This is a genomic window from Cupriavidus sp. SIMBA_020 (genome assembly GCF_046535395.1).
Lineage (GTDB): Bacteria > Pseudomonadota > Gammaproteobacteria > Burkholderiales > Burkholderiaceae > Cupriavidus > Cupriavidus campinensis.
In genome coordinates, this window is record NZ_JAWRWU010000001.1 from 139,244 (window position 1) to 164,602 (window position 25,359).

The following is a 25,359-nucleotide window of genomic DNA, read 5'->3' on the forward strand; positions in this document are numbered from 1 at the left end:
CGCGCGGGATGCGTGCGCGCCAACGATTGCCGGCCGTCATCCGACGGCCATGAATCTGGAGACCTCAAACGTGAATACTACCCACACGGCGGCCAGCGCGTCCGCCATTCCCGCCAGCGGCCGGCTCGACGCCGACGCCGTGATCGAGAAACGCGCCTACAAGAAGGTGTTCTGGCGCATCATGCCGTTCCTGATGCTCTGCTACGTGATCGCCTACCTCGATCGCGTGAACGTGGGCTTCGCCAAGCTGCAGATGGCCCAGGACCTGCAATTCTCGGAAACCGTATTCGGCCTCGGCGCCGGGCTGTTCTTCATCGGCTACTTCCTGTTCGAAGTGCCCAGCAACCTGCTGATGCACCGCATCGGCGCGCGCATCTGGATTGCGCGGATCATGATCACGTGGGGCATCATCTCCGCGCTCTTCGTGTTCGTGAAGACGCCGACCACGTTCTACATCATGCGCTTCCTGCTCGGCCTGGCCGAGGCGGGCTTCTATCCCGGCGTGATCCTGTACCTGACCTACTGGTTCCCGGCCGACCGCCGCGCCAAGATGATCGCGCTGTTCATGTCGGGCATTCCGGTGGCCGGCATGTTCGGCAACCCGCTCTCGGGCTGGATCATGGACGCCTTCCACGACACGCACGGTTGGGCCGGCTGGCAGTGGATGTTCTTCATCGAGGCCCTGCCGGCATTCCTGATCGGTATCGTCACGGTCTTCGTGCTGCGCGACGGCATCGACAAGGCCCCGTGGCTCGACGCCGATGAAAAGCGCGTGCTCAAGCGCAATATCGAGGAAGACGAGCGCAACGCCAGCGCCGCGGCCACGGCCAACGGCCAGCGCGGCGTGCATTCGCTGGGCGCCGTGTTCAGCGACCGCCGCGTGTGGTGGATGTGCCTGATCTACTTCTGCTTCGTGACCGGCCAGTACGCGCTGACGTTCTGGATGCCGACGCTGGTCAAGGCCAGCGGCGTGAGCGGCAACCTGAAGATCGGCCTGCTCTCGGCCATCCCGTTCATCTGCGCCATCGTCGTCATGAACATCCTCGGCCACAGCGCCGACGCCCGCCGGGAACGCCGCTGGCACCTGATCGTGCCGGCCCTGATGGGCGCCGTGGGCTTTGCCATCGCGGCCTCGTTCACCGACAATACCGTGGTAGCCATCGCCGCGCTGTCCCTGGCAGCCGCCGGGGTGCTGACGTGCGCACCGCTGTTCTGGTCGCTGCCGACCGCGTTCCTCTCGGGCATCGCCGCCGCATCGGGCATCGCCGTGGTCAACTCGGTGGGCAACCTCGCCGGCTTTGTCTCGCCGTACATGGTGGGCACGCTGAAGGACCTGACCCACAGCACGCAGCTGCCGATGTATGTGCTGTCCGGCATCCTGGTGGTGGGCGCGCTGCTGGTGTGGCTGACGCCCGCGAAGATGGTCAACCGCTGATCCCATTCCTCCTAGGAGACCGCCATGCCGCGCTTTGCCGCGAACCTCTCGATGATGTACACCGAGCACGATTTTCTGGACCGGTTCGCCGCCGCGGCGGCGGACGGTTTCCAGGCGGTGGAATACCTGTTCCCGTACGATCATCCGGCCGCCGAGATCCGCAAGCGGCTCGATGACAACGGGCTGACCCAGGCACTGTTCAATGCGCCGCCGGGCGACTGGGGCGCGGGCGAGCGCGGCATCGCCGCCCTGCCCGGCCGCGAAACCGAATTCCGCACGGCGTTCGCACGGGCGCTCGAGTACGCCGGCGTGATCGGCAACGACCGCGTCCACGTGATGGCCGGCCTGGTGCCCGCCGATGCGGACCGCGCGAAGGCGCGTGCCACGTATCTCGAGAACCTGGCCTATGCCGCCGCCTCGGCCGCTGCGCAGGGCGTGACGGTGCTGATCGAGCCGATCAACACGCGCGACATGCCCGGCTACTTCCTGAACCGCCAGGACGATGGCCAGGCCATCTGCCAGCAGGTGGGCGCCGCCAACCTGAAGGTGCAGTTCGACTGCTACCACTGCCAGATCGTCGAGGGCGACCTGACGGTCAAGCTCAAGCGCGACTTCGCGGGCATCGGCCATATCCAGATCGCCGGCGTGCCGGACCGCCACGAGCCGGATCTGGGCGAACTGAACTACCCCTACCTGTTCAACGTGATCGACGAACTCGGCTACGACGGCTGGATCGGCTGCGAGTACCGCCCGCGCGCGGGCACCTCGGCGGGTCTCGGCTGGCTGAAGCCGTACCTCAATCGCTGAACTGAACGTCTACACGACTGAGCTGCAACCATGAATGTACTGATTACCGGCGGCGCCGGCTTCCTCGGCCTGCAACTGGCCCGCCTGCTGCTCAAGCGCGGCAGCCTTAACCTCGACGGCAAGGCCGTCACGATCGACCGCCTGACGCTGCTGGACGTGGTAGCGCCGCAGATCGACGATGCGCGCGTGCGCGTGGTCACCGGCGACCTCTCCGACGCGGCCGTGCTGGCCCGCGCGATGGATGCCGATACCGGCGCCGTGTTCCACCTGGCCGCCGTGGTCAGCGGGCAAGCCGAGGCTGACTTCGACCTTGGCATGCGCGTGAACCTGGATGCCTCGCGCGCGCTGCTCGAAACCTGCCGGCAGCTGGGCCACCGCCCGCGCGTGGTGTTCACGAGTTCGGTGGCCGTCTATGGCGGCAAGCTGCCGGCCGTGGTGCAGGACGACACCGCGCTGAACCCGCAGTCGTCGTATGGCGCGCAGAAGGCCATCGGCGAACTGCTGCTGTCCGACTACAGCCGGCGCGGCTTCGTCGATGGCCGCGTGCTGCGCCTGCCGACCATCAGCGTGCGTCCGGGCAAGCCCAACGCAGCGGCGTCGTCGTTCGCCAGCGGCATCATCCGCGAACCGCTGTCCGGCGAGGCCGCCAACTGCCCGGTGGCGCCCGAAACGTCGCTGTGGCTGCTGTCGCCGCGCGGCGCCATCACGGCGCTGGTCAACGGCCTGGAACTGGACGGCGCGCGCTTCGGCAACCGCCGTGTGGTGAACCTGCCGGGCCTGTCGGTGACTGCCAAGCAGATGGTCGAAGCGCTCCGGCGCGTGGCCGGCGACACCGTGGCCGACCGCGTCACCTGGCAACGCGAGGCGCGCATCGAGAACATCGTCGGCACCTGGCCGGCGGCATGGGATGTCACCCGCGCCGTGGAACTGGGCTTCCAGAGCGACGCGAGCTTCGACGACGTGATCCGCGGCTATATGGAAGACGCGGGGATCGCGCGCTAAGCCGTTCGATTGCGGTTCGACCGCGGAGGTTTTCGACCCCGAACGCCTCCGCCCTACCGCTCCGGCTTCACCACCTCGTACGCCTCGATCGTCTCCCTGACCTGCCCGGGGATCGGGGCCGATTTCTGCGTGGCCGGGTCAGCGCAGACGTAGATCACCTCCCCGGTGATCAGGTGTTCGTCGCCGCGATACATTTCCACGCGGAACAGCATGCTCGAGCGGCCCAGCCGGGCCATGCGGCCACGGATCTCCAGCATGTCGTCGAACCGCGCCGAGGCGTGGTATTCCAGGGTCGACTTCACCACGAAAATGTCCACGCCGTGCGCGTGAAGCACGTCTTCGGGATAGCGGATGCCCACCGCACGCCAATACTCGGTCACGCAGATATCGCAATACGTCAGGTAGTGCGCGTTGAAGACGATGGACTGCGGGTCCACCTCGGCCCAGCGCACGCGCAGCGGCACGCTGTGGCGGAAATCCTCTTTCGCCATGTTTCGACTTCTCCAAGCAAATACGGGCGCCTCGAAAGGCGCCCGCATGTCATCGTATTTCAGCGAGTTACTGCGCCTTGGCCAGGCCCAGCTTCTCGATGATGGCCTTTTCCTTCTTGACCGTCTCGGCCGCGAAGGCCGCGTACTGCTCGCTGCTCATGTAGAACGGCTCCATGTCGAACTTGGCGAGCGACTCGCGGTAGTTCGGCATTTCCATCGCCTTCTTGAACGCGTCATGCAGCTTCTGCACGATCTTCGGGTCCGTGCCCTTCGGCACCACCAGCCCGAACGGCGACGTCTGCACGATGCCCATGCCGAGTTCCTTCAGCGTCGGCACGTTCGGGAAGCGTGCCGAGCGCTTCTCGCCCCAGGTGGAGAGCAGGCGCAGCTTGCCCTGCTCCACATACGGCGCCCACGCCGGCGTGTCCGCCACCGACATCACGTGGCCGCCCAGCAGGGCCTGCATCGATTCCGAGTTGCCTTTGTAAGGAATATGCGAGAACTGCACGCCCTGGCGCAGGGCCAGTTCTTCCATGGTCAGGTGAAGCGTGGTCATCGAGCCCGGCGAGCCGTAGGTGAGCTTGCCCGGATTGGCCTTGGCGTAGGCCACGTACTCCTGCATGGTCTTGATCGGCGAATCGGCCGGCACCACCAGGCCGAACGAGTAGCCGGCCAGGTTGATGACGTACGACAGGTCCTTCACCGGGTCCCAGTTGATCTTGGTGGTGTACGGCAGGCGGTAGACCGGCATGGCCACCTGGGCCAGCGTGTAGCCGTCCGGCGCGGTGGATTGCATCAGCTGGGCCGGCAGCACGCCGCCGGCACCCGGCTTGTTCTCGACGATCACCGGCTGACCGAGGATCTTCGAGGCGTTATCGGCCAGCACGCGGAACGGGATATCGGTGGAACCGCCCGCCGTGTAGCCGATGATCAGGCGGATCGGCCGGCTGGGGAATTTGTCCGCCTGCGCGTGGGCCGGCAGGGCTGCGAAACCGATCGCGGCCGTGGCAGCGAGCATGCCCGCACGGGCGATGAAATGGCGGCGTTGCATAAGTCTATGTCTCCTTCTTCTGCTGCAGTTCTGCAATATTGCGACTTCAGGTCTTGAATGCTTGACGGAGCGCGCTGTTGGCGTCGGCGTGCGCCTGTAATACAGCCGGCACGAAGCGGCCGAGCTTGAAAAAATCGTGAATCATCGACGGATAGTCGACCAGCGTGGCCGGCACACCCGCCGCCTGGAGCTTGGCTGCGTAGGCCACGCCCTCGTCATGCAGGGGGTCGTAGCCGGCTACGGCGATCCAGGCCGGGCACACCCCGCGCACATCGGCCCCGGTACCGCCGCCGTCCAGCGGCGCGAAACGCCAGTCGTCGCGGTCGGCGTCCTGGCCCAGGTAGTGCGAAAAGAACCACTGGATCATGTCGGCGGTCAGCAGGTAGCCGTCGGCCAGCGCGCGGTGCGAGGGCGTGTCCTGCCGCGCGCTCGTGCCCGGATAGATCAGCAGTTGCAGCACCGGCGCCAGGCCGGCGTTGCGGGCGGCCACGGCGCTGGCCGCGGCCAGCGTGCCGCCAGCGCTGTCGCCGCCGAGCGCGATCCGGGCCGGGTCGGCGCCCAGCCGCTCGGCTTCGGCGAAGACCCAGTGCAGCGCGTCGAAGGCATCGTGGGCGGCCGTCGGGAATTGCCAGTTCGGCCCGAGCCGGTAGTCCACCGACAACACCAGGCATTCCGCGCCAAGGCAGAACGTGCGGCACAGCGCATCGTGCGAATTGACACTCCCCACTGTAAACCCGCCGCCGTGGAAATACACCAGCAACGGCAGCGGATCGGCCCAGCTTGCCTCGCGCGGTGCATAGAGCCGCACCGGGATGAGGTGGCCGTCGCGCGCCGGAATGGCGAAGTTCTCCACGTCATGGACGGGCGGCGGCGAAATATCGAGGATCGGCGCGCTTTTCTCGTACGCAATCTTGGCGTCCGCCACCTCCAGCGCGTGGATCGGCGGGCGCTTGGCGCGCGCGATCAGGTCCAGCAGCTGCGCAACCTGCGGGTCGAGCGGCTGGGAGGACTTGCCAGGAGGGACGCCGGACGCGGAATCGGTCGGCAAAGGCTTGGCGGACATGGACTGACCCGAGGAAGCTGTCTCTGAATATTGTCGAGGTTCGAATAGTGAACGATCGTTCGTTTTCCGTATCATGCCAGCGTTTTGCAGTTGCAGCATGACGAAATCACTGTGGCGATGTGTTTTGGCGACGCTTTTGCGCGATCATCGACCACATCAGCGGCTATGCTGAGAGCGTATTCCATCGGGAGACACCATGACAGGCGAGCACTTGCAGGTTGTACACGGGGATATTACGCGGATGGAGGTCGATGCCATCGTCAATGCCGCGAACAACGGCCTGTTGGGCGGCGGGGGCGTGGACGGCGCCATCCACGGCGCGGGCGGGCCGGCCATCATGAACGCGTGCCGGGCGATCCGCGAGGCACAGGGCGGCTGCCCGACCGGCGAAGCGGTCATCACCACGGGCGGCCTGCTGCCGGCGCCCTATGTCATCCATGCAGTGGGGCCGGTCTGGAAGGGCGGGAGCCAGGACGAGGACGCGCTGCTGGCCAGCGCCTACCGCAACAGCGTGCGGCTGGCCGGCGAGCAGGGCTTGCGCACCCTCGCCTTCCCGAACATCAGCACCGGCATCTACGGCTTCCCGCGCGACCGCGCCGTGGACATCGCCATCCGCGCCGTGCGGGACGCCCTGCCCAAGGCGCCGAGCCTGGAGCAGGTGACCTTCGTCTGCTTCGATGACGAGAACTACCGCCTGTACCGCGAGCGGCTCACCTAGTCACCCTTCTCTCCTCTCCATCGTCGATCACGGCAGCGCGCTGCGGATCAGCAGATTGATCCGCTCGGGCTGCTCGTGGATGATCCAGTGCGTGCCTTCCGGAATCCGCTCCAGGCGCAGGTCGGGGACGAAGTCCTCCAGCCCGTCCGCGAGCGTCTTCGGTAGCGCGCGGTCGTTCTCGCCCCAGATCACCAGCGTGGGCACGCGCACGACGAAGGCCGACGGATCGAGCCGCGAGATGTCCGGCGCAGCCTCGCCCGGCCCGGGCGGGTGCATCGGCGAGGCGCGGTAGTAGTTCACGCCCCCCGTGAGCGGATGGCTCCCGGCATCGCCCGGCTGCGACCAGGCCGCGTGGTACCGCGTGCGCGTCTCGCCGTTGAACCAGGCGGGCAGCCGGTCCGCGTCGCCCGTCAGCATCTTTTCCAGCAGCGCGAATTCGTCGGCGGCCAGCGCCTGCTCGGACCCCGGCTTGCGCAGCCAGTTCATATAGCCCGACGCCTTTTGCTGCGCCGCATCGGCCGACAGCGCCCGGGCAAACACATACGGATGGGGCGAGTTGATGATGATCAACCGCTCGACCAGATCCGGATGCTGGATGGCGAGGTTCCAGCAGATTGCCCCGCCCCAGTCGTGCGCCACCACCACGCAGCGCTGGTAGCCCAGCGCGCGCACGAACTGCACGAGGTCTTCGACCAGATGCTTCGGCTTGTAGGCGTCCGGCTCGGCCGGCTTGCTGGACAGGTTGAATCCACGCAGGTCTGGCGCCACGGCGAAATGGGTCTGGCCGAACTGCGCCAGCTGGTGCTCCCAGGCGTACCAGAACTCGGGGAAGCCATGCACGAACAGGATGAGCGGCCTGCCCTGCTCCCCGGCGCTCGCGTAATGGAGGCGGGTGCCGTTGGGCAGGTTGGCAAACTGCAGGTGCTGAATCACAGCGGGTGCGGTCATCGCGGTCTCCATCGCCACTCCTTTACGTTAGGGTGGCTCGGTTCAGCCGCGCAGCGCGGCGATCAGGCCGGCGCGCACTTCCTTCTTGTCGCCGAACGGATCGCCCGGATTGCGCTGGCCGACGATGTCCTCCATGCGTTGCCGCACCGTCTCCAGCGCCTGCGGGTGGGAGTAAATATAGAAGCTTTCGTCGCGGATGGCGTCGAAAGTCAGCTGCGCCACGTCCGCCGCCGTCACCTTGCCGGAATGGACGGCCTTGTCCGACAACGCCTGCGACACCAGTTGCGAGCGCGTGGGCGGTGCCTCATTGGCCAGCCCGGCCGGGCGGTTGCGCTGCGACTGGCTGATGCCGGTCGGCACGAAGTACGGGCACAGCACCGAGCAATGCACCTGCTCCGTGACCAGGCTCAGATCCTGGTAGAGCGACTCCGACAGCGCCACCACCGCGTGCTTGGACACGTTGTAGACCCCCATCGCCGGCGGGTTCAACAGCCCCGCCATCGACGCCGTATTGACGATATGGCCCTGGTAGGCCGGGTCCTTCGCGGCAGCGGCCAGCATCAGCGGGGTGAAGATCCGCACGCCGTGGATCACGCCGTAGAGGTTCACGCCGAGCACCCAGTCCCAGTCCTTCTGGGTGTTTTCCCAGAGCAGCCCGCCCGCGCCGACGCCGGCGTTGTTGAACAGCAGGTGGACTTCGCCGAACGCGGTCATCGCCGCGTCCGCCAGCGCCTGCACGTCTTCGGCGCGCGACACATCGGTGCGCAGGCCGATGACCGGCACGCCCTGCGCCTTGAATTCGGCGATGGTTGCGTCGAGTGCATCTTCCTGCACATCAGCCAGCACCAGCTTCATGCCCAGCGAGGCGCCGATCCGGGCGAACTCCTTGCCGAAACCGGACGCGCCGCCGGTGATCACCGCCACCTTGCTCTCGAACTGCTTCATATCGTCTCCTCCGGCAGATGCCTTCTTATATAGGGGTGTCAGGCGGCGGACTGCACGTGGTAGCCCTGCCGCGGGAAATGGACGTTGACGGCGCCGGCACGCGGGTCCTGCCGGCGGATGGTGACCACGTGGCCGGTCAGTGTCAGCAGCACGCCGGCGACGGGGTCCTTCGCGTAATCGGTGGGCGTGACCGTGACCGGGTCGCCCGCCGACAAGCCGCTGCCGGGCAGGATGGTGGTGTCGTGCGGCAGCGGGTCGTGGTTCAGCGCATCGGCGATGGCGGTCTCGGAGGGCACCACGCGCAGCTTGCCGTGGCCATACGCCTGCATCCGCGCGAACCAGGTCTTGACCAGCGGGTAGCCGTCGAGGATCGCCGCCAGCGGCGTGGCGCGGCGGATGAACCAGAGGTTGTGGAACAGCGAGAAATCGGCGATCGACAACTCCGGGCCCGCCACATGCGGCACCCCTGCCGCGAACTGCTCCTGCAGGCGGCCCAGCGTGTCGTGCAGCATGGCGGCGGCCTCGGGCAGCGGCATGCGCAGCGCGTTGGTATCGCCGCGCATGGCCTTGCGGTCGGCGATGAACGCCTGCACCTGGCCCGGCGTCAGGTGCGCCAGCATCGCCTGCACGCCGGCCGGCTGCATCGTGTAGGTGACCGAGGCCGTGAACAGCGCGCTGTCCATCCACGCCGCCGCCAGCCGCGCCGAGGCAGCCTGGATGGCCGGGTACAGCGGCGGCTGGGGGGCCAGCCGGTCCAGCACGTCGCAGATCAGCGCCGTATCGCAATAGATGTCCGCGCCAATCTGCATCACCGGGGTGCGGCGGTAGCCGCCGGTCAGCGCCAGCAGGTCGGGCTTGGGCAGGATGGGCGGGATCTCCACCGCGTTCCAGGTCAAGCCCTTGGCGCCGAGTACGAGACGGATCTTCTCGGAAAACGGCGAGGTGGCGTACTGATGCAGGATGATGTCAGGCATGCGATGCGGGTCCGGTCAGGTCGGGTTGGATCGATGGGGGCTTATTCCAGCAGGTCGGGCTGCTCGCGCACGATGCGCGCGTACAGCGGCTGGAACTGGAACCAACCCGCCTGTGCAGTGCCGACGATGGAGTATGCCTGCCGCGCCGCTGCCTCGCCAATCATCTTGAGCGGGGCGTTGGTGCGCGCCGCCGCGGCCTCCGCCAGCAGTTGCACCTGGCACGAGCGCTCCATCGTGATGAACCACCACGCGGCCTCGTCCACGGTCTTGCCGACGGTCAGCAGGCCGTGGTTCTGGAGGATGGCGGCCTTGTTGTCGCCCAGCGCGTTGGCAATGCGCTGGCCTTCGTCGAGTTCCACCACCACGCCGCCGAAGTCGTCGTACAGCGCGTGGTCGTCGTAGAAGGCGCAGACATCCTGGGTCAGCGGATCGAGCTTGCGGCCCAGCGTGGACCACGCGCGGCCATGGGTGCTGTGCGAGTGCGCCGCCGCCACGGCGTCCGGCCGGGTCTGGTGCACGCGCGAGTGGATGGCAAACGCCGCCGCGTTGACCGGGTAGTCGCCCTCCACCACGTTGCCGTGGTGATCGCAGCGGATCAGGTTGGACACCGTCACCTGGCTGAAATGGACGCCGAACGGGTTGACCCAGAAGGTGTCCTCGAACTCGGGGTCGCGCGCGGTGATATGACCGGCCACGCCTTCATCGAACCCGAATTTCGAGAACAGCCGGAACGCCGCCGCCAGCCGCTGCTTGCGGTGCAGCCGCTCCTGCGCCGGGGTGTCGAACTTGGGCGGGCGCGGCAGGTTGCGGTAGCGGGCCTTGACCTCCTCGGACAGGCCCTCGGCCATGTCGTCGGGGCGGGGTGTGGATTGCGGGGCGTTCATGGGGTGTCTCCCTCTATATAGGTATACGTGTGGCGGCTGGCGTCAGACCAGCTTCACGAGTTGCTTGCCGAAGTTCTTGCCCTTCAGCAGGCCGATGAAGGCTTCCGGCGCGCTGGCCAGCCCCTCGGCAATGCTCTCGCGGAACTTGATCTTGCCCTGCGCCACGTAGGTGCCGAGTTCCTTGAGCGCCTGCGGCCAGACGTCCATGTGCTCGGAGACGATAAAGCCCTCGATGCGTGCACGCGATACAAGGATCGCCCGCGGATTGCGGATCGGCATGTCCTGGCCGTCGTAGCCGGCGATCAGGCCGCACACCGCCACGCGCGCGAAGGCGTTCAGGCGGGCCAGCACCACGTCGAGGATGTCGCCGCCCACGTTCTCGAAGTAACCGTCGATGCCGTCCGGGGTGACGTCCTTGACCATCGCGTAGAGTTCCTTGGCGTCCTTGGCGGCCTTGTAGTCCACGCAGGCGTCAAAACCGAGTTCCTTGACCACGTAGTCGCACTTGTCGCGTCCGCCGGCCACGCCGATCACGCGGCAGCCGGCGAGCTTCGCCAGTTGGCCCACCACGCTGCCCACCGCGCCGGACGCGGCGCTGACCACGATGGTCTCGCCCGCCTTCGGCGCGATGATCTTGTTCAGGCCGTACCAGGCCGTCACGCCGGGCATGCCCACCGAGCCAAGGTAGGCCGACAGCGGGATATGCGTGGTATCGACCTTCTGGATGCCGCCGCCGTCGCTCACGCCGTATTCCTGCCAGCCGAACATGCCGACAACCTTGTCGCCCACGTTCCACTTCGGATTCTTGCTCGCCACCACCTCGCCCACGGTGCCGCCAATCATCACCTCGCCCAGCGGCTGCGGATTGGCGTACGACTTGCCCTCGCTCATGCGGCCGCGCATATACGGGTCCAGCGACAGGTAATGGTTGCGCACGAGCACCTGGCCATCGGCCAGTTCCGGCACGGGCGCCTGCTCCAGGCGGAAGTTGTCGGGCGTGACGGCTGCCGTGGGGCGCGAGGCCAGGACGATGCGCTGATAGGTTTGCTTCGACATGATGGGTTCCTTCGCTCGATCAGGAGATACGTTAGGAAAAATACGAGAAGACGCGGCGCAACGGTCAGCCGTCAGCCATCCGCGCCGGAGTCAGGCGAGCCGGGCTTGCGCTGGGGCGGCATGCGCTTGATGTACTTGAAGGTGCCGGATGCCCTGGAGACGATCGCCCCGGCTTCATCGACGATCTCGCCCTCGCAGAACACCATGGTCGAGGTGCGATGCACGGCCAGCCCGCGCGCGCGCAGCTTGCCACGCCCCGGCGCCATGAAGCTGGTTTTCATCTCGATGGTGACCACGCCCCGGCCATCGGTGTCCATCGACCGGCCGGCGACGGCCATGGCCACGTCCAGCAGCGTCATCAGCACGCCGCCGTGGGCCATATCCCAGCTGTTCTGGTGGCGCTCGCGCAGGTCGAGTTCGATCTCGCTGCGGCCGCCCTCCATGAAGTTGCAGCGCACGCCGAGGTCGGCCAGGAACGGGATCTGGAGCTTAAAGCCGTTGTCTTGCGTCATGGTTCGGATCGTACTCGGACTGCGCTCAAACCGCGCTCACGCCACCGTCAACGGCCAGGATCTGGCCGGTGATGTGCTTGCCCGCCGCCGTGGCGAACAGCAGCGCGGCGCCCTTGAGGTCTTCGTCGTCGCCCAGGCGGTGCAGCGGCACGCCGGCGCACATCGCCTCCACGCCCAGCCGCTCCAGCGAGCCCTTGGTCATCTTCGACGGGAAGAAGCCCGGCGCCAGCGCGTTGACGGTGATGTTGTGCTCGCCCCACTCGGCCGCCAGCGTGCGCGTGAAGTTGACCACGGCGCCCTTGGAGGTGTTGTAGGCAATCGTCTCCATGCTGCCCGGCGGGTTGCCGGCCAGCCCGGCGATGGACGCCACGTTGATCACGCGGCCATGGCGGCGCGGGATCATCGACAGCTTGCCCACGCGCTGCGTCAGCAGGAACAGGCCGCGGATGTTCAGGTTCATCACCTTGTCCCACGCTTCCACGGGGTGGTCTTCGGCCGGGGCGCCCCAGGTGGCGCCGGCGTTGTTGACCAGGATGTCGATGTGGCCGAGCCGGGCCAGCGACTCGTCGGCCAGCCGGGCGATTTCGTCATCACGCGCGCCATCGGCGGCAATCCAGTCGGCCTCGATGCCGCGCGACTGAAGATGCGCCTGCGCAGCCTGCAGTTCGTCGGCCTTGCGGGCGGACAGCACGATGCGCGCGCCCTGCTCGCCCAGCGCCTCGGCAATCTGCAGCCCGAGCCCGCGCGAGCCGCCGGTAATCAGCGCGGTCTGGCCCTTGAGGTCGAACAGTTGCTGGATGGTATGCATGCTTGTCTCCTTGTTATCGTGTGGATGCGGGGGCCGTGGCGGTCAGAACCAGGCGTCCTGCATGTCCAGCGTCGTGCGGTCCAGCGTGGCCAGCAGGTCGAGTTGCGGGTACACCTTCGGCAGCTCGAAGCGGAAGAAGAACGCCGCCGCCGCCAGCTTGCCGCGATAGAAATCGGCGTCCTCGCCTTCTCCCTCGCCCTGTGCCTGCGGCAGCGCGGCTTGTGCTACCAGCGCCTGCTCCAGCCAGATCCACGCCACCACCACGTGGCCGAACGCCTCCAGATAGACCGAGGCATTGGCGAGCGTGACGTTGGGGTCCCCCGCCGACCACAGCGTGGCGGTGACTTCCGCCAGCCGCTGCGACGCCTTGCCAAGCGCGGCGGCCTGCGCCGCCAGCGTCTTGTCGCCGATAGCCACAGCACGCTCGCACGAGGCGCGCAGGCGCTCGCCCACCAGCCGGAGCGCCGCGCCGTCCTGCATCACCACCTTGCGGCCCAGCAGGTCCAGGCCCTGAATGCCGTGGGTGCCTTCGTGGATCGGGTTCAGGCGGTTATCGCGATAGAACTGTTCGACGTTGTACTCGCGCGTATAGCCGTAGCCGCCATGCACCTGGATGGCGAGGTTATTCGCCTCCAGACACCATTGCGACGGCCAGCTCTTGGCGATCGGGGTCAGGATGTCGAGCAGCAGCGACAGTTCGCGGTGCCGCTCGGCCTCGCCGGCGGCCTTGGCCGCGTGTTCCTCGTCCACCAGCCGCGCGCAGTACAGGTTCAGCGCCAGCCCGCCTTCGACATAGCTTTTCTGCGCCAGCAGCATGCGGCGGATGTCGGCATGCTCCACCAGCTTCACCTGCGGGCTCGCCGGGTCCTTGCCGCCCGGGCCAACCGGCCGGCCCTGCGGACGGTTGCGCGCGTAGTCCAGCGCATGGAGGTAGCCGGTGTAGCCCAGCGTCACCGCGCCCAGACCCACGCCGATGCGAGCCTCGTTCATCATGTGGAACATGCACGCCAGGCCCTTGTGGGGCTCGCCCACGAGGTAGCCAATGGCGCCAGCCTTGCCGTCCGGGCGATATTTCATGCCTTCGCCGAAGTTCAGCAGGCAGTTGGTGGTGCCGCGATAGCCCATCTTGTGGTTCAGGCCGGCCAGCACCACGTCGTTGTGCTCGCCGAGCGAGCCATCGGCATTGACGAGGTACTTCGGCACGATGAACAGCGAGATGCCCTTCACGCCGGGAATCAGCTTGCCGTCCGGGCCGGGGATCTTGGCCAGCACGAGGTGGACGATGTTCTCCGACAGCTCGTGCTCGCCGGCCGAGATCCACATCTTGTTGCCGCGCAGCCGGTATTGCTGGCCGAGCGGCGATTCGCCTTCATAGTCGGCCCGTGTGGTGATGTCCGACAGCGACGAGCCCGCCTGCGGCTCCGACAGGCACATCGTGCCGAAGAAGCGGCCTTCGAGTTCGGGGCGGACAAAGGTGTCGATCTGCGCCGGCGTACCGTGCGTGAGTAGCAGGTTGGCGTTACCGATGGTCAGGAACGGGTACGAGCTGGTGCCGACGTTGGCCGCCTTGAAGTAGGCGAACGCGGCCTTCTCGAGCGTGACCGGCAGCTGCATGCCGCCGTATTCGTAATCCTGCCCGGCGGCCATCAGGCCGGCGTCGCAGAAGGCGCGCAGCGCGGTGCTGACCTCGGGAATGATGCTGACCGTCTCGCCGTCGAAGTGCGGCTCGTTGGCATCGCTCTTCTTGTTGTGCGGCGCGAACAGGTCCGTGGCGATCTTCTCGCAGGTGTCCAGCGCGGCGTCGAAGGTCTCGCGGGAGTGGTCGGCGTAACGGGGAATCTGGGTGAGGTCCTCCGCCTTGAGCCACTCATAGAGCACAAAATTGAGGTCACGGCGGGAAAGAATCAGCGACATGGAATGCGAGGCTCCGGGCTGAAAATTCTTGGAAAGGGGGACGCCCCTCTCCCGAGCGGGAGAGGGGTGAGGCAGCGCCCAGCGCGCCTTACAGAACTTCGAACAGCCCGGCAGCGCCCTGGCCGCCGCCGATGCACATCGTCACAACCACGTACTTCACGCCACGGCGCTTGCCTTCGATCAGCGCATGGCCGACCAGGCGGGCGCCGGAGACGCCGTACGGGTGGCCCACGGCGATGGCGCCGCCGTTCACGTTCAGGCGATCCATCGGAATGCCGAGGGTGTCGGCGCAATACAGCACCTGCACCGCGAAGGCCTCGTTCAGTTCCCACAGGCCGATGTCGTCCACCTTCAGGCCAGCCTTCTTCAGCAGCTTGGGCACCGCGAACACCGGGCCAATGCCCATTTCGTCAGGCTCGCAGCCGGCCACTGCAAAGCCGCGGAACACGCCCAGCGGCTGCAGGCCGCGGGCGGCTGCCACGCTCGCGTTCATCACCACCACTGCCGAGGCGCCGTCGGAGAACTGCGACGCATTGCCAGCCGTGACCACGCCGCCGGGCATGGCGGTGCGGATCTTCGCCACGCCTTCCAGCGTGGTGTCGGCGCGGATGCCCTCGTCGGCGTCGATGGTCACTTCCCTGGTCATCAGCTGGCCGGTGGCCTTGTCTGCCACGCCCGCCAGGACCGTCATCGGCACGATTTCGTCCTTGAACTTGCCGGCTTCCAGCGCGGCGGCGGCGCGTTGCTGGCTGCGCACGCCGTATTCGTCCTGGCGCTCCTTCGAGATGTTGTAGCGCTTGGCCACGTTCTCGGCGGTCTGGAGCATGCTCCAGTAGATTTCCGGCTTGTTCTTGTTGAGCCAGCTTTCCTGAATCATGTGGCGGTTCATCTCCTGCTGCACGCACGAGATGGACTCCACGCCGCCGGCCACGAAGATGTCGCCTTCATCGGCAATGACGCGCTGTGCGGCCATGGCGATGGTTTGCAGGCCGGACGAGCAGAAGCGGTTCACGGTGGCACCGGGCACGGTCACCGGGCAGCCGGCACGCAGGGCGATCTGGCGCGCGATGTTGGCGCCGGTGGCGCCTTCCGGGTTGGCACAGCCCATCAGCACGTCTTCCACTTCACCCGCCTCGATCTTGGCGCGCGCGATGGCGTGCTGGACCGCGTGACCGCCCAGGGTCGCGCCGTGGGTCATGTTGAATGCGCCCTTCCAGCTCTTGGCCAGCCCGGTGCGGGCCGTGGATACGATGACTGCCTCGTTCATGTCTTGCTCCTCGGTATCTTGGTGTCTCTTGCGAGTTATTCAGTGTGTTCAGCGTGGGGCGGCGGGATGGCCTTCCAGCACCTGCGCGGCCGTCGCCCGGACCACGCCGGCGGCGGTCATGTCCGCCCAGGCCTGTTCCAGCGAGCCGTTCAGGTCGATGGCGCGGCAGGCGTCCTCGATCACCACAACCTCGAAACCGGCGGCGCGCGCATCGAGCGCGCTCCAGGCCACGCAGTAGTCCGTGGCCAGCCCGGCGCAGAAGACGCGGGTGACGCCATGCTCGCGCAGGTAGCCGGCCAGCCCGGTGCGGGTGGTGCGGTCGGCCTCCAGGAACGCGGAATAGCTGTCCACGTTCGCATGGTGGCCCTTGCGCAGCACCAGCCGGGCGTGCGGGATGCACAGGTCCGCATGCAGCGCGGCGCCCGGGGTCTCCTGCACGCAGTGGTCCGGCCAGAGCACCTGCTCGCCATAGGCCAGCGTGGTGGTCTGGAACGGCGCGCGGCCGGCGTGGCTGGTGGCGAACGACGCATGGCCGGCGGGATGCCAGTCCTGCGTCATCACCACATGGCCGAACGCCTGCGCCAGCCGGTTGATGACGGGCACCACTTCATCGCCACGCGGCACGGCCAGCGCGCCATCGGGCATGAAGTCGTTCTGCACGTCGATCACCAGCAGGCAGTCCTGCGCGCCGTAGGTCATGGTCGGGTCCGCTTCCTCACGCTATCTGCTATCGATATGAATGGCTGGTCAGCCGTTGAAGCCCTTGCCCTCGTCGGCCAGCTTGGTCAGCAGCGCGGCCGGCTTCCAGGCTTCGCCGTGGTAACCCTTGGCGTAGCGCTGCATGGCCTGGACCACGTTGAACAGGCCAACCTGGTCTGCGTACAGCATCGGGCCGCCGCGGAACAGCGGGAAGCCGTAGCCGGTCAGGTAGACCATGTCGATGTCGGACGCCTTCGAGGCAATGCCCTCGTCCAGGATCTTGGCGCCCTCGTTGACCAGCGCGAACACCAGGCGCTCCACGATCTCCTCGTCGGAAATCTTGCGGCGCGTGAGTCCGAGCGCCTTCGAGTGCTCGACGATCATGTCGTTGACCTGCTGGTTCGGGTACGGCTTGCGGTCGCCCGGCTTGTAGTCGTACCAGCCGGCGCCGGTCTTCTGGCCGAAGCGGCCCAGCTCGCAGAGCTTGTCGGCGGTCTTCGAGTACTGGATGTCCGGCTTGTCCACGGCGCGGCGCTTGCGGATAGCCCAGCCGATGTCGTTGCCGGCCAGGTCGCCCATGCGGAACGGGCCCATGGCAAAGCCGAACTTCTCGATGGCCTTGTCCACCTGCTCGGGCAGCGCGCCTTCGTCCAGCAGGTAGCCGGCCTGGCGGCTGTACTGCTCGATCATGCGGTTGCCGATGAAGCCGTCGCACACGCCGGACACCACGGCCGTCTTCTTGATCTTCTTGGCGATCTGCATCACTGTGGCCAGCACGTCCTTGCCGGTTTGGGCGCCACGCACCACTTCCAGCAGCTTCATGACGTTGGCCGGGCTGAAGAAGTGCATGCCCACCACGTCCTGCGGACGCTTGGTGAACGAGGCAATCTTGTTCACGTCCAGCGTGGAGGTGTTGGAGGCCAGGATCGCACCGGGCTTCATCACTTCGTCCAGCTTCTTGAACACGATTTCCTTGACGCCCATTTCCTCGAACACGGCCTCGATGACCATGTCGGCGTCCTTGATGTCGTCATAGGACAGCGTGGTGTTCAGCAGGCCCATGCGCTGCTCGACCTTCTCCTGCGTGAGCTTGCCCTTCTTGGCGCTGTTCTCGTAGTTCTTGCGGATCGTGGCCACGCCACGGTCCAGCGCTTCCTGCTTGGTTTCCAGCATCGTCACCGGAATACCCGCGTTCAGGAAGTTCATGGTGATGCCGCCGCCCATGGTGCCAGCGCCGATCACGGCCACGCGCTCGATCTTGCGCACCGGCGTATCGCTGGACACATCGGGGATCTTGCTGGCGGCGCGCTCGCCGAAGAAGGCATGGCGCAGCGCGCGCGATTCCGGCGTGCCGACCAGGTACATGAAGCCTTCGCGCTCTGCCTTCAGGCCCTGCTCGAACGGCTTGAGCGAGGCAGCCACGGCCTCCACGCACTTCAGCGGCGCGGGGAAGTTCTTGGCCACGGCAGCCACGGTGTTCTTGGCGAAGGCCAGGAAGCCCTCGGCGTTCTCGTGACGGACCTTGAGGTCGCGCACCTTCGGGTACGGGCCGGGGGCCGCGCCAACGTTCTGGGCGAACTTGATGGCGGCGGGCAGCACGTCACCGTCAACAATTTCATCGAACAGCTTCGAACCGGCAAACTTCTCGGACGGTATGGCCGTGCCCGAGACGATCATGTTCAGCGCATGCTCCAGGCCGATCACGCGCGGCAGGCGCTGCGTGCCACCGGCGCCGGGCAGCAGGCCCAGCTTCACTTCAGGCAGCGCGATCTGCGCGCCCTTGGCGGCCACGCGGTAGTTACAGCCCAGGGCCAGTTCCAGCCCGCCACCCATGGCCACCGAGTGAATCGCGGCCACGACCGGCTTGGAGGATGCCTCCACGGCGCGGATCACCGAATGCAGCGTCGGCTCCTGCGTGGCCTTCGGCGTGTTGAATTCGCGGATGTCGGCGCCGCCCGAGAAAGCCTTGCCGGCGCCGGTGATGACGACGGCCTTGACGGCCGCATCGTCCAGCGCACGGGTCAAGCCTTCGACGATGCCCAGCCGGGTGCTGTGACCCAGGCCGTTGACGGGGGGATTGTCGAGCGTGATGACGGCAACGCCGTCCTGAACCTGATACTGCGCTGTCATGCTGGTTCCTTTGGTCTTTGGTTATCTCGGGATTCGAATTCTCGAATTTTGGTAACTGCCGGGGCCTTGCGCGGCGGTGTCGTGAAATGTCTCCTCACCCCGCAATCCCTTGCTCCACGGGCTGTCGGACCCGAAAGCGGATCAAGCATACACAAAATAGCACGGTCGTTCAATTTCAATTTTCTGCGATGGATTCCGTGTCATGCGCGGGCTTTATGGCCGCTCCATCCGGCGTTCATGGTGAGCCTCGCAGCGTGCCGAAACCCTCAGGGGGAACCCGTAGGGAATCAGCCCGTTTGATGTCCGTCATGGCGGCAGAGGCACTTTTCACCCACCCTGCCGCCCGGGTTCGACTTTATTTGACGCCGCACTCGAATCCACTAAAAAGGACAGGTTAGACTCGCGCCTTTTCATTTTTACGGGTATGGCGTCCCCGCGCGCCCCGGCCGGCTTACGAGGCCGCCGGTATTCCCTGACGTTGCAGCGACCCTGTGTCTACCTGATGTCTTCCTCTCATTCGCACCCACATCCGCATCAACATCCCGTCGTCGAGCACGACGACCTGCGCCGCAAGCTCAAGGCGCGCCACCTGACCATGATCGCCCTCGGCGGGGCCATCGGCACGGGGCTGTTCGTGGCCTCCGGTGCCTCGATCGCCCAGTCCGGCCCCGGCGGCGCCCTGCTCGCCTACTGCCTGATCGGCCTGATGGTCTATTGCCTGATGACCAGCCTGGGCGAACTGGCCGTGCACATGCCCGTGGCGGGCTCGTTTGTCACCTATAGCGCGGTCTACGTCGAGGAAGGCTTCGGCTTTGCGCTCGGCTGGAACTACTGGTTCAGCCTGGCCGTAACGATTGCCGTGGAGCTGACTGCCGCCCAGCTCGTCATGCAGTACTGGTTCCCGGACGTGCCGGGCATGGCCTGGAGCGGCGGCTTCCTGACGCTGATGTTCGCGCTCAACGCGTTTTCGGTGCGCGGCTTCGGCGAGGCCGAATACTGGTTCGCGCTGATCAAGGTGGTCACGGTGGTGGTCTTCCTCGGCGTGGGCGTGCTGATGATCTTCGGCATCATGAACGGCGGGCCGCAGTCGGGCTGGCACAACTTCACCACGGGCGAGGCGCCGTTCGTTGGCGGGGTGCCGGGGATGTTCGCCGTGGCGATGATTGCCGGATTCTCGTTCCAGGGCACCGAGACCGTGGGCGTGGCCGCCGGCGAGGCCGCCGACCCGGCCCGCACGCTGCCGCGCGCCATCCGCCAGACCTTCTGGCGCATCCTGCTGTTCTATGTGCTGGCGATCCTGATCATCGGCGTGCTGATTCCCTACACCGACCCGAGCCTGCTGCGCAACGACGTGACCGACGTGGGCGTGAGCCCGTTCGCGCTGGTGTTCCGCCACGCCGGGCTGGCCTTCGCGGCGGGGCTGATGAACGCGGTGGTGCTGACGGCGCTGCTGTCTGCGGGCACCTCGAGCATGTATGTCTCCACCCGCATCCTGTACGGCCTGGCCGTCAGCGGCCGCGCCCCGCGCATGTTCGCCCGGCTCACGCCGAACGGCGTGCCGTTCAACGCGCTGCTGGTCACCACCGGCATCGGCGCGCTGTGCTTCTTCAGTTCGCTGTTTGGCGACAAGGCGGTGTACCTGTGGCTGCTCAATACCTCGGCCATGACCGGCTTCTTCGCCTGGCTCGGCATCGCCCTGAGCCACTACCGCTTCCGGCGCGGGTTGATCTACCAGGGCTACAGCGTCAGCGACCTCGCGTACCGGTCGCCCCTCTACCCCTTCGGCCCGATCTTCGCCGGCGTGCTGTGCGTGGTGATCGTGGCCGGCCAGAATTACCAGGCGTTCGCCGATATCCCCAACCGCTGGCCGGAGATCCTGGCGACCTATATCGGCGTGCCGATGTTCCTGGCACTGTGGATCGGCTACCGGCTCGTCAGGAAGACCCGGTTGATCGACTATGAGGATATGCCGTTCGACCTGCCGAACGCGGAAAAGCAGTAAGGCTGCCGCCACCATTACAAGGCGTGGCCGGATCGGTCGGGCGATTCTGCAACATCACCCCGGCCCCCCCACCACGCCCGGCGGCTTCCCGCTCTGGCACGCATCGTGCGCCCCGGCTCCTTGTTGATCGACCATTGATCGACGATTGATCGACGCAACCCAAGGAGCCGACGATGAAAAACCCCTGGCTGAAGAAAAACCCCATGCTGAGCATGTGGCTAAGCGGCGCCAACGCCGCGGCGGGCGCCGCCCGGGGCCGGGCGACCGCCGAAGCCAAACGCCAGACCACGCTGGCCACATCCGCCATGATGAAAGCCACAACCGACGCCTGGCTGGCGGCCCTCACTCCGGCGGCTCCCGCGAAGAAGCGCGCTAAAGCGAAAAGCCGCGCAGGCGGAGGGCGACGGAAGTAGGTTGTTGCGGTTTGAGACAGTGTTGGAGCGGTTGATCCGGCGCAAAGCGGCCGGCAATGAGGCCAGTAGATTGGGCGTTCATTTGTGCGGGAGCCAATGTGGACGCCAGAGAGATTGCCCGGGAGATTGATGGAGACGCGAGCCTAGCGTCGGAATTTCGAAACCTGATGGATCGCAGGCTCGGTATTGGCGGCGCATCAGGCCGGGATACAGAAGCGATCGTGCGCCTGCTCGGGCTCGAAGAGACAATGCGTCGTATTGAGTCTCGCCGTGCAACGCTCGGTTTCGACGGCAAACGGCTAACGTGGGCCGAAGATGGCTTACGTCTCGCATGGCATGCGGCGTCTGGCAAGCCGGGCTTCACAGGCAAGGAACATCAGACAAGGGCGGATGTGGGGCCCATTCCAGAAGGCCGTTACGTTGCAAGACAGGAGCGTCTGCAACGATGGGAGAACTATCCCTGGTCCGACCGTCGACGATGCATAGTTCGAACGCTTGGCATCGTGAAGTACAGCGGAACGTGGCCGGGCTGTGTCATGTCCTGGGGAAAGCGCCGCGTATGGCTAGACCCGCTCCCAGGCACTCCCACACATGGACGCGGCGGCTTTTCGATCCACGGCGGCTGGTGGCGAGGATCGGCGGGCTGTATCGACCTGACGTCCGACATGCCATCCTTCGTCGACGCCTTCCTCAAGTATGGAAAAGACATAGATGTCGTGGTCCGCTACTGAACGCGCTTGTCGCATTGGCTGGTCAGCTCTGCTCGCCTTCTTTCTCACCGGCATGCTGCTCGATGTGCTGACCGTAGCCGGAATACTTCACCCCGACGAGTACAACGGACCGCCAATCTGGCAGATCCAAGGGTTCCTCAACATTCGAGCGTATGCCGAGTCAAGCGGCGAGCAGATTTTCCTGCTCCTGTTCGCGCTGGCCGGGCTCTGGATAACGCAGCGCCGGCGCTGGCTCAACTGGGCATGGAGCATGCCTCTGTTGTCCAACCTTGTCCTGCATGCCTACATCTACCCTTGACATGCCTTGGTCGAACATCGAACGTGCATTGCGGATGGCGTGGACAGGGCTGCTGCTGTGCCACCTGCTCGCCCTTGCCATCCAGTTCCTCCTGGCTGCCGCCAATCTCAACGAAGACGCCGGGATCGGCTATCCCACATACAGTCCAGTCTGGGAAGCCGAGCGCTTTCAAAGCCCGGAAGCGTATTTCTATCGGCGAGGCGTGACGGCTGGGTATTGGCTGTTTTCGATAGCCGGTCTCTGGATCCGGCAGCGCTCCCCATGGCTCAACTGGGCCTGGACACTACCCTGGCTGGGCGCAACCGCGATTGGCTGGTTCACGGGGGACTGGCCGGTCTGGACGCCCATGGACTACTAATCAGGCAAGAAAACGCGCTGCAATTGCCCCTCAAACCTCCAGCCATTCCTTCCTCACCTGCCCGTTCGCCTTCAGCTCGGTCGGCGTGCCCTCGAAGACGATGTGGCCGTGGCCCATGACGTACACCCGCTGGGAGATGTCCAGCGCAATCGCCAGTTTCTGCTCGATCAGCAGCACTGACACGCCGCGCTCCTTCAGCGTCTTCAGGAAGTCGCCGACCAGCGCCACGATCATGGGCGCCAGTCCTTCGGTGGGTTCGTCGATCAGGATCAGGTCGGGGTCGCCCATCAGGGTGCGGCACAGGGTCAGCATCTGCTGCTCGCCGCCCGAGAGCACGCCGGCTGACGTGTTCTCGCGCTCCTTCAGCCTCGGGAACATTTGATACATATCGTTCACCGACCAGCGCGGCGACGACTGGCGCGGGTTGCGCTTCTCGCCCAGCAGCAGGTTCTGGCGCACGGTCAGGCTTGGGAAGATGTCGCGGTTCTCCGGCACGTAGCCGATGCCCGCATGGGCGATCTCGAAGGTGCGGCGGCCAAGGATTTCCTCGTCGCGGAAGCGCACCGACCCCTCGGCCTTGACCATGCCGAGGATCGCCTTGGCCATGGTCGAGCGCCCCACCCCGTTGCGGCCGAGCAGCGCCACGATCTCGCCCTCGTCGATATGGGCATCCACGCCGTGCAGGATGTGGCTCTTGCCGTAGTAGGCGTGCAGCCCGGTAACGTCCAGCATGCGCTTGGCCATCAGTGCGCTCCTTCCGGCACGGGTTCGTCGAGGCTCGTGCCCAGGTAGGCTTCCTTGACCTTGCGGTTGTTGCGGATGGCCTCGGGCGTGTCCGTGGCGATGACTTCGCCGTAGACCAGCACCGAGATCCGGTCCGCCAGGCCGAAGACCACGCTCATGTCGTGCTCCACCATCACCAGCGTCTTGCCGACCGTGACCTTGCGGATCAGCTCCACCGCGTGGTCCGATTCCGAACGGCTCATGCCGGCGGTAGGCTCGTCCAGCAGGATCACCTCGGCGCCGCCCGCGATGGTGATGCCGATCTCCAGCGCGCGCTGCTCCGCATAGGTCAGCAGCCCGGCCTGCGAGTGGCGCCGATGCTGCATGCCGATCAGCTCCAGCACCTCCTCGGCCCGCTCACGCGCATCGCGCAACTCGGACAGCCGGTGCCAGAACGAATACTTGTAGCCGAGCGACCACAGCACCGCGCAGCGCAGATTCTCGAACACCGACAGCCGGTGGAAGATATTGGTGATCTGGAAGCTGCGCGACAGCCCCATCCGGTTGATCTCGAACGGACGCAGCCCGCTGATGGGCTGGCCATTGAGCCTGACCGTGCCCGAGCTGGGCGCGAACCGCCCCGAGATCAGGTTGAAGGTGGTGGACTTGCCCGCCCCGTTCGGCCCGATCATCGCGTGGCGCTCGCCGCGTCCGATAGCCAGCGTCACGCCACGGATGATCTCGGTCTGGCCGAACTTCTTGCGCACGTCGATAAGTTCCAGCGCGGGCGTGCCCCCGCCTGCCATGGCCGCCGTCATGCCTGACCTCCGAATTCCGCCTGGATCTTGTCGAGTTCGGCGCGCACACGGCCCGCCGCCCAGCGCCACGCCACGTAGCCCACGGCCCAGAGCGCCGCGGCGACGATCCAGGGTGCTACCGTGCCCGCGTCGAAGGCCACGCCGAACAGCCGCATCGCGGTGCCGTTGGCGCTATCCACCTGCACCTTGTAGACCAGTTCCACGGTCAGGATCAGTGCCGCCAGCAGCACCAGCCCGGCCAAGGCCGCCTGCCCGTAGCTGGGCAGCATCCGCCCGAGGCGCTTCTTCGCCAGCAGCGGCACCTGCATCAGCAGCAGGCTGGCGATGCCGCCCGGCACGAACATCACCATCATCACGAAGAACAGGCCGAGGTAGAGCAGCCAGGCCTTGGTCAGGTCCGACAGCGCCACCGCGAACAGCACGAAGACCACGGCGCCGATCACCGGGCCGAAGAACACCCCCGCGCCACCGATGAAGGCGGCCAGCAGCACGCCGCCCGAGCGCACCGCGCTGACGTTCTCGGCGGACACGATCTCGAAGTTGATGGCCGACAAGGCCCCGGCGATGCCCGCGAAAAATGCCGAAAGAATCACAACCAGGAATCGCACCCGCTGGGTGTTGTAGCCGATGAATTCCACGCGCTCGGGGTTGTCGCGCACGGCGTTGGCGATGCGCCCGAGCGGGGTCTGGGTCCAGGCGTACATCGCCGCCATGGAGGCCAGGCACCAGAGGGCAATCAGGTAGTAGACCTGCCGGCCCGGGCCGAAGGTGATGCCCAGGAAGGGGTCGCCAACCACCCGGTTCGTGGAAATGCCGCCCTCGCCGCCGAAGAAGTCCGGGAACATCAGCGAGCTGGCGAACACCATCTCGCCGATGCCCATGGTGATCATGGCGAAGGTCGTGCCGGATTTCTTGGTCGTTACGTAGCCGAACAGCACGCCGAAGAACGCGCCGGCCAGCCCGCCCACCAGCGGCAGCATCGACACCGGCAGCCAGACCTTGCCGGCGCCGATCATGTTCAGCACGTGCACGGCGATGAACGCCCCGAGGCCCGCATAGACCGCATGGCCGAAGGACAGCATGCCGGTCTGCCCGAGCAGCATGTTGTACGACAACGCGAAGATGATCATGATGCCCATCTGGGACATCAGCGTCACGGCGAAGCCGCCCGTGAAGATCATCGGCATCACCAGCATCAGCAGCGCGGTGGCGCCCCAGATAATCCAGCGGGCCAGGTTGAGCGGGCGGTAGCGCATGGTGCGGCCGGTCACTACCGCGTTGGGAGTCTGTTGCATGGTCGTGGTCTCCATCG

At 66.2% G+C, this 25,359-nt stretch carries 26 protein-coding genes; 9 read left to right on the forward strand and 17 right to left on the reverse strand.

Features of this window, described 5'->3' with window-relative positions:
• Positions 1–70 precede the first annotated feature (70 nt).
• Genes SB751_RS00655 through denD form a run of 3 tightly spaced genes read left to right on the forward strand, consistent with a single transcriptional unit; the run spans position 71 to position 3,244 of the window.
• Positions 71–1,435, forward strand: coding sequence for an MFS transporter (locus SB751_RS00655; protein ID WP_144195513.1), 1,365 nt, complete (start codon positions 71–73; stop codon positions 1,433–1,435).
• 24 nt (positions 1,436–1,459) lie between these two features.
• A complete protein-coding gene (otnI, locus tag SB751_RS00660) occupies positions 1,460–2,242 on the forward strand; it encodes a 2-oxo-tetronate isomerase (RefSeq protein WP_144195515.1) in 783 nt (260 codons plus the stop codon).
• 30 nt (positions 2,243–2,272) lie between these two features.
• The gene (gene denD, locus SB751_RS00665; protein ID WP_144195517.1) at positions 2,273–3,244 is read left to right on the forward strand and encodes a D-erythronate dehydrogenase; all 972 of its coding nucleotides are present in this window, start codon (positions 2,273–2,275) and stop codon (positions 3,242–3,244) included.
• Between the two features lie 53 nt (positions 3,245–3,297).
• Here denD and SB751_RS00670 read toward each other — a convergent pair whose 3' ends face one another.
• The 3 genes from SB751_RS00670 to SB751_RS00680 all read right to left on the reverse strand — a co-directional run bounded on the left by SB751_RS00670 (position 3,298) and on the right by SB751_RS00680 (position 5,849).
• Positions 3,298–3,735: a YbgC/FadM family acyl-CoA thioesterase gene (locus SB751_RS00670; protein ID WP_144195519.1), complete on the reverse strand. Its 438-nt coding sequence runs from the start codon at positions 3,733–3,735 to the stop codon at positions 3,298–3,300.
• 67 nt (positions 3,736–3,802) lie between these two features.
• Positions 3,803–4,786: a tripartite tricarboxylate transporter substrate binding protein gene (locus SB751_RS00675; protein WP_144195521.1), complete on the reverse strand. Its 984-nt coding sequence runs from the start codon at positions 4,784–4,786 to the stop codon at positions 3,803–3,805.
• A gap of 46 nt (positions 4,787–4,832) precedes the next feature.
• Entirely contained in the window at positions 4,833–5,849 is a 1,017-nt protein-coding gene (locus SB751_RS00680) for an alpha/beta hydrolase fold domain-containing protein (protein WP_410747714.1), read from the reverse strand.
• Positions 5,850–6,045: 196 nt separating this feature from the next.
• Between SB751_RS00680 and SB751_RS00685 the strand changes: the two genes are divergently transcribed.
• The gene (locus SB751_RS00685; RefSeq protein ID WP_144195525.1) at positions 6,046–6,567 is read left to right on the forward strand and encodes an O-acetyl-ADP-ribose deacetylase; all 522 of its coding nucleotides are present in this window, start codon (positions 6,046–6,048) and stop codon (positions 6,565–6,567) included.
• A gap of 27 nt (positions 6,568–6,594) precedes the next feature.
• Here the strand turns inward: SB751_RS00685 and SB751_RS00690 are convergent, their stop codons facing one another.
• From SB751_RS00690 to SB751_RS00740, 11 genes are all read right to left on the reverse strand, one after another.
• A complete protein-coding gene (locus SB751_RS00690; protein ID WP_144195527.1) occupies positions 6,595–7,527 on the reverse strand; it encodes an alpha/beta fold hydrolase in 933 nt (310 codons plus the stop codon).
• Positions 7,528–7,557: 30 nt separating this feature from the next.
• On the reverse strand, positions 7,558–8,460 hold the full coding sequence (locus SB751_RS00695; RefSeq protein ID WP_144195529.1) for an SDR family oxidoreductase: 903 nt from the start codon (positions 8,458–8,460) through the stop codon (positions 7,558–7,560).
• A gap of 38 nt (positions 8,461–8,498) precedes the next feature.
• Positions 8,499–9,434, reverse strand: a complete 936-nt coding sequence (locus tag SB751_RS00700) for a glutathione S-transferase family protein (RefSeq protein WP_144195531.1) — start codon at positions 9,432–9,434, stop codon at positions 8,499–8,501.
• Positions 9,435–9,475: 41 nt separating this feature from the next.
• Entirely contained in the window at positions 9,476–10,318 is an 843-nt protein-coding gene (locus tag SB751_RS00705; protein WP_144195533.1) for a class II aldolase/adducin family protein, read from the reverse strand.
• A gap of 42 nt (positions 10,319–10,360) precedes the next feature.
• Entirely contained in the window at positions 10,361–11,374 is a 1,014-nt protein-coding gene (locus SB751_RS00710; RefSeq protein WP_144195535.1) for an NADP-dependent oxidoreductase, read from the reverse strand.
• Between the two features lie 71 nt (positions 11,375–11,445).
• On the reverse strand, positions 11,446–11,886 hold the full coding sequence (locus SB751_RS00715; protein WP_144195537.1) for a PaaI family thioesterase: 441 nt from the start codon (positions 11,884–11,886) through the stop codon (positions 11,446–11,448).
• Between the two features lie 25 nt (positions 11,887–11,911).
• Positions 11,912–12,694, reverse strand: a complete 783-nt coding sequence (locus SB751_RS00720) for an SDR family oxidoreductase (RefSeq protein ID WP_092293158.1) — start codon at positions 12,692–12,694, stop codon at positions 11,912–11,914.
• Between the two features lie 42 nt (positions 12,695–12,736).
• Positions 12,737–14,608 (reverse strand): acyl-CoA dehydrogenase, encoded by a 1,872-nt coding sequence (locus SB751_RS00725; protein WP_410747715.1) that lies wholly within the window; start codon positions 14,606–14,608, stop codon positions 12,737–12,739.
• 88 nt (positions 14,609–14,696) lie between these two features.
• Positions 14,697–15,875 (reverse strand): acetyl-CoA C-acyltransferase, encoded by a 1,179-nt coding sequence (locus tag SB751_RS00730; protein ID WP_144195541.1) that lies wholly within the window; start codon positions 15,873–15,875, stop codon positions 14,697–14,699.
• A gap of 48 nt (positions 15,876–15,923) precedes the next feature.
• On the reverse strand, positions 15,924–16,574 hold the full coding sequence (gene pncA, locus SB751_RS00735; RefSeq protein WP_211943439.1) for a bifunctional nicotinamidase/pyrazinamidase: 651 nt from the start codon (positions 16,572–16,574) through the stop codon (positions 15,924–15,926).
• 48 nt (positions 16,575–16,622) lie between these two features.
• Positions 16,623–18,704, reverse strand: coding sequence for a 3-hydroxyacyl-CoA dehydrogenase NAD-binding domain-containing protein (locus SB751_RS00740; RefSeq protein ID WP_250025246.1), 2,082 nt, complete (start codon positions 18,702–18,704; stop codon positions 16,623–16,625).
• A 502-nt stretch (positions 18,705–19,206) separates the two neighbouring features.
• Between SB751_RS00740 and SB751_RS00745 the strand changes: the two genes are divergently transcribed.
• The 5 genes from SB751_RS00745 (at position 19,207) to SB751_RS00765 (ending at position 22,506) form a co-directional block, all read left to right on the forward strand.
• Complete coding sequence (locus tag SB751_RS00745; protein WP_410747716.1) at positions 19,207–20,706, forward strand: amino acid permease; 1,500 nt, start codon at positions 19,207–19,209, stop codon at positions 20,704–20,706.
• Between the two features lie 173 nt (positions 20,707–20,879).
• Positions 20,880–21,119, forward strand: a complete 240-nt coding sequence (locus SB751_RS00750) for a hypothetical protein (protein WP_144195549.1) — start codon at positions 20,880–20,882, stop codon at positions 21,117–21,119.
• Between the two features lie 167 nt (positions 21,120–21,286).
• Positions 21,287–21,850 carry a hypothetical protein gene (locus tag SB751_RS00755; RefSeq protein ID WP_144195551.1) on the forward strand — a complete coding sequence of 188 codons (564 nt, stop codon included), beginning with the start codon at positions 21,287–21,289 and terminating at the stop codon, positions 21,848–21,850.
• A complete protein-coding gene (locus SB751_RS00760; RefSeq protein WP_144195552.1) occupies positions 21,831–22,148 on the forward strand; it encodes a hypothetical protein in 318 nt (105 codons plus the stop codon). The genes SB751_RS00755 and SB751_RS00760 overlap by 20 nt, the downstream gene beginning before the upstream one ends.
• Before the next feature lies 1 nt (position 22,149).
• The gene (locus SB751_RS00765; protein ID WP_144195554.1) at positions 22,150–22,506 is read left to right on the forward strand and encodes a hypothetical protein; all 357 of its coding nucleotides are present in this window, start codon (positions 22,150–22,152) and stop codon (positions 22,504–22,506) included.
• 30 nt (positions 22,507–22,536) lie between these two features.
• Here SB751_RS00765 and SB751_RS00770 read toward each other — a convergent pair whose 3' ends face one another.
• Genes SB751_RS00770 through SB751_RS00780 form a run of 3 tightly spaced genes read right to left on the reverse strand, consistent with a single transcriptional unit; the run spans position 22,537 to position 25,357 of the window.
• Entirely contained in the window at positions 22,537–23,250 is a 714-nt protein-coding gene (locus SB751_RS00770) for an ABC transporter ATP-binding protein (protein ID WP_144195556.1), read from the reverse strand.
• The gene (locus SB751_RS00775; protein ID WP_244844815.1) at positions 23,250–24,047 is read right to left on the reverse strand and encodes an ABC transporter ATP-binding protein; all 798 of its coding nucleotides are present in this window, start codon (positions 24,045–24,047) and stop codon (positions 23,250–23,252) included. The genes SB751_RS00770 and SB751_RS00775 overlap by 1 nt, the downstream gene beginning before the upstream one ends.
• Positions 24,044–25,357, reverse strand: a complete 1,314-nt coding sequence (locus SB751_RS00780) for a branched-chain amino acid ABC transporter permease (RefSeq protein WP_144195558.1) — start codon at positions 25,355–25,357, stop codon at positions 24,044–24,046. The genes SB751_RS00775 and SB751_RS00780 overlap by 4 nt, the downstream gene beginning before the upstream one ends.
• Positions 25,358–25,359: the final 2 nt, after the last annotated feature.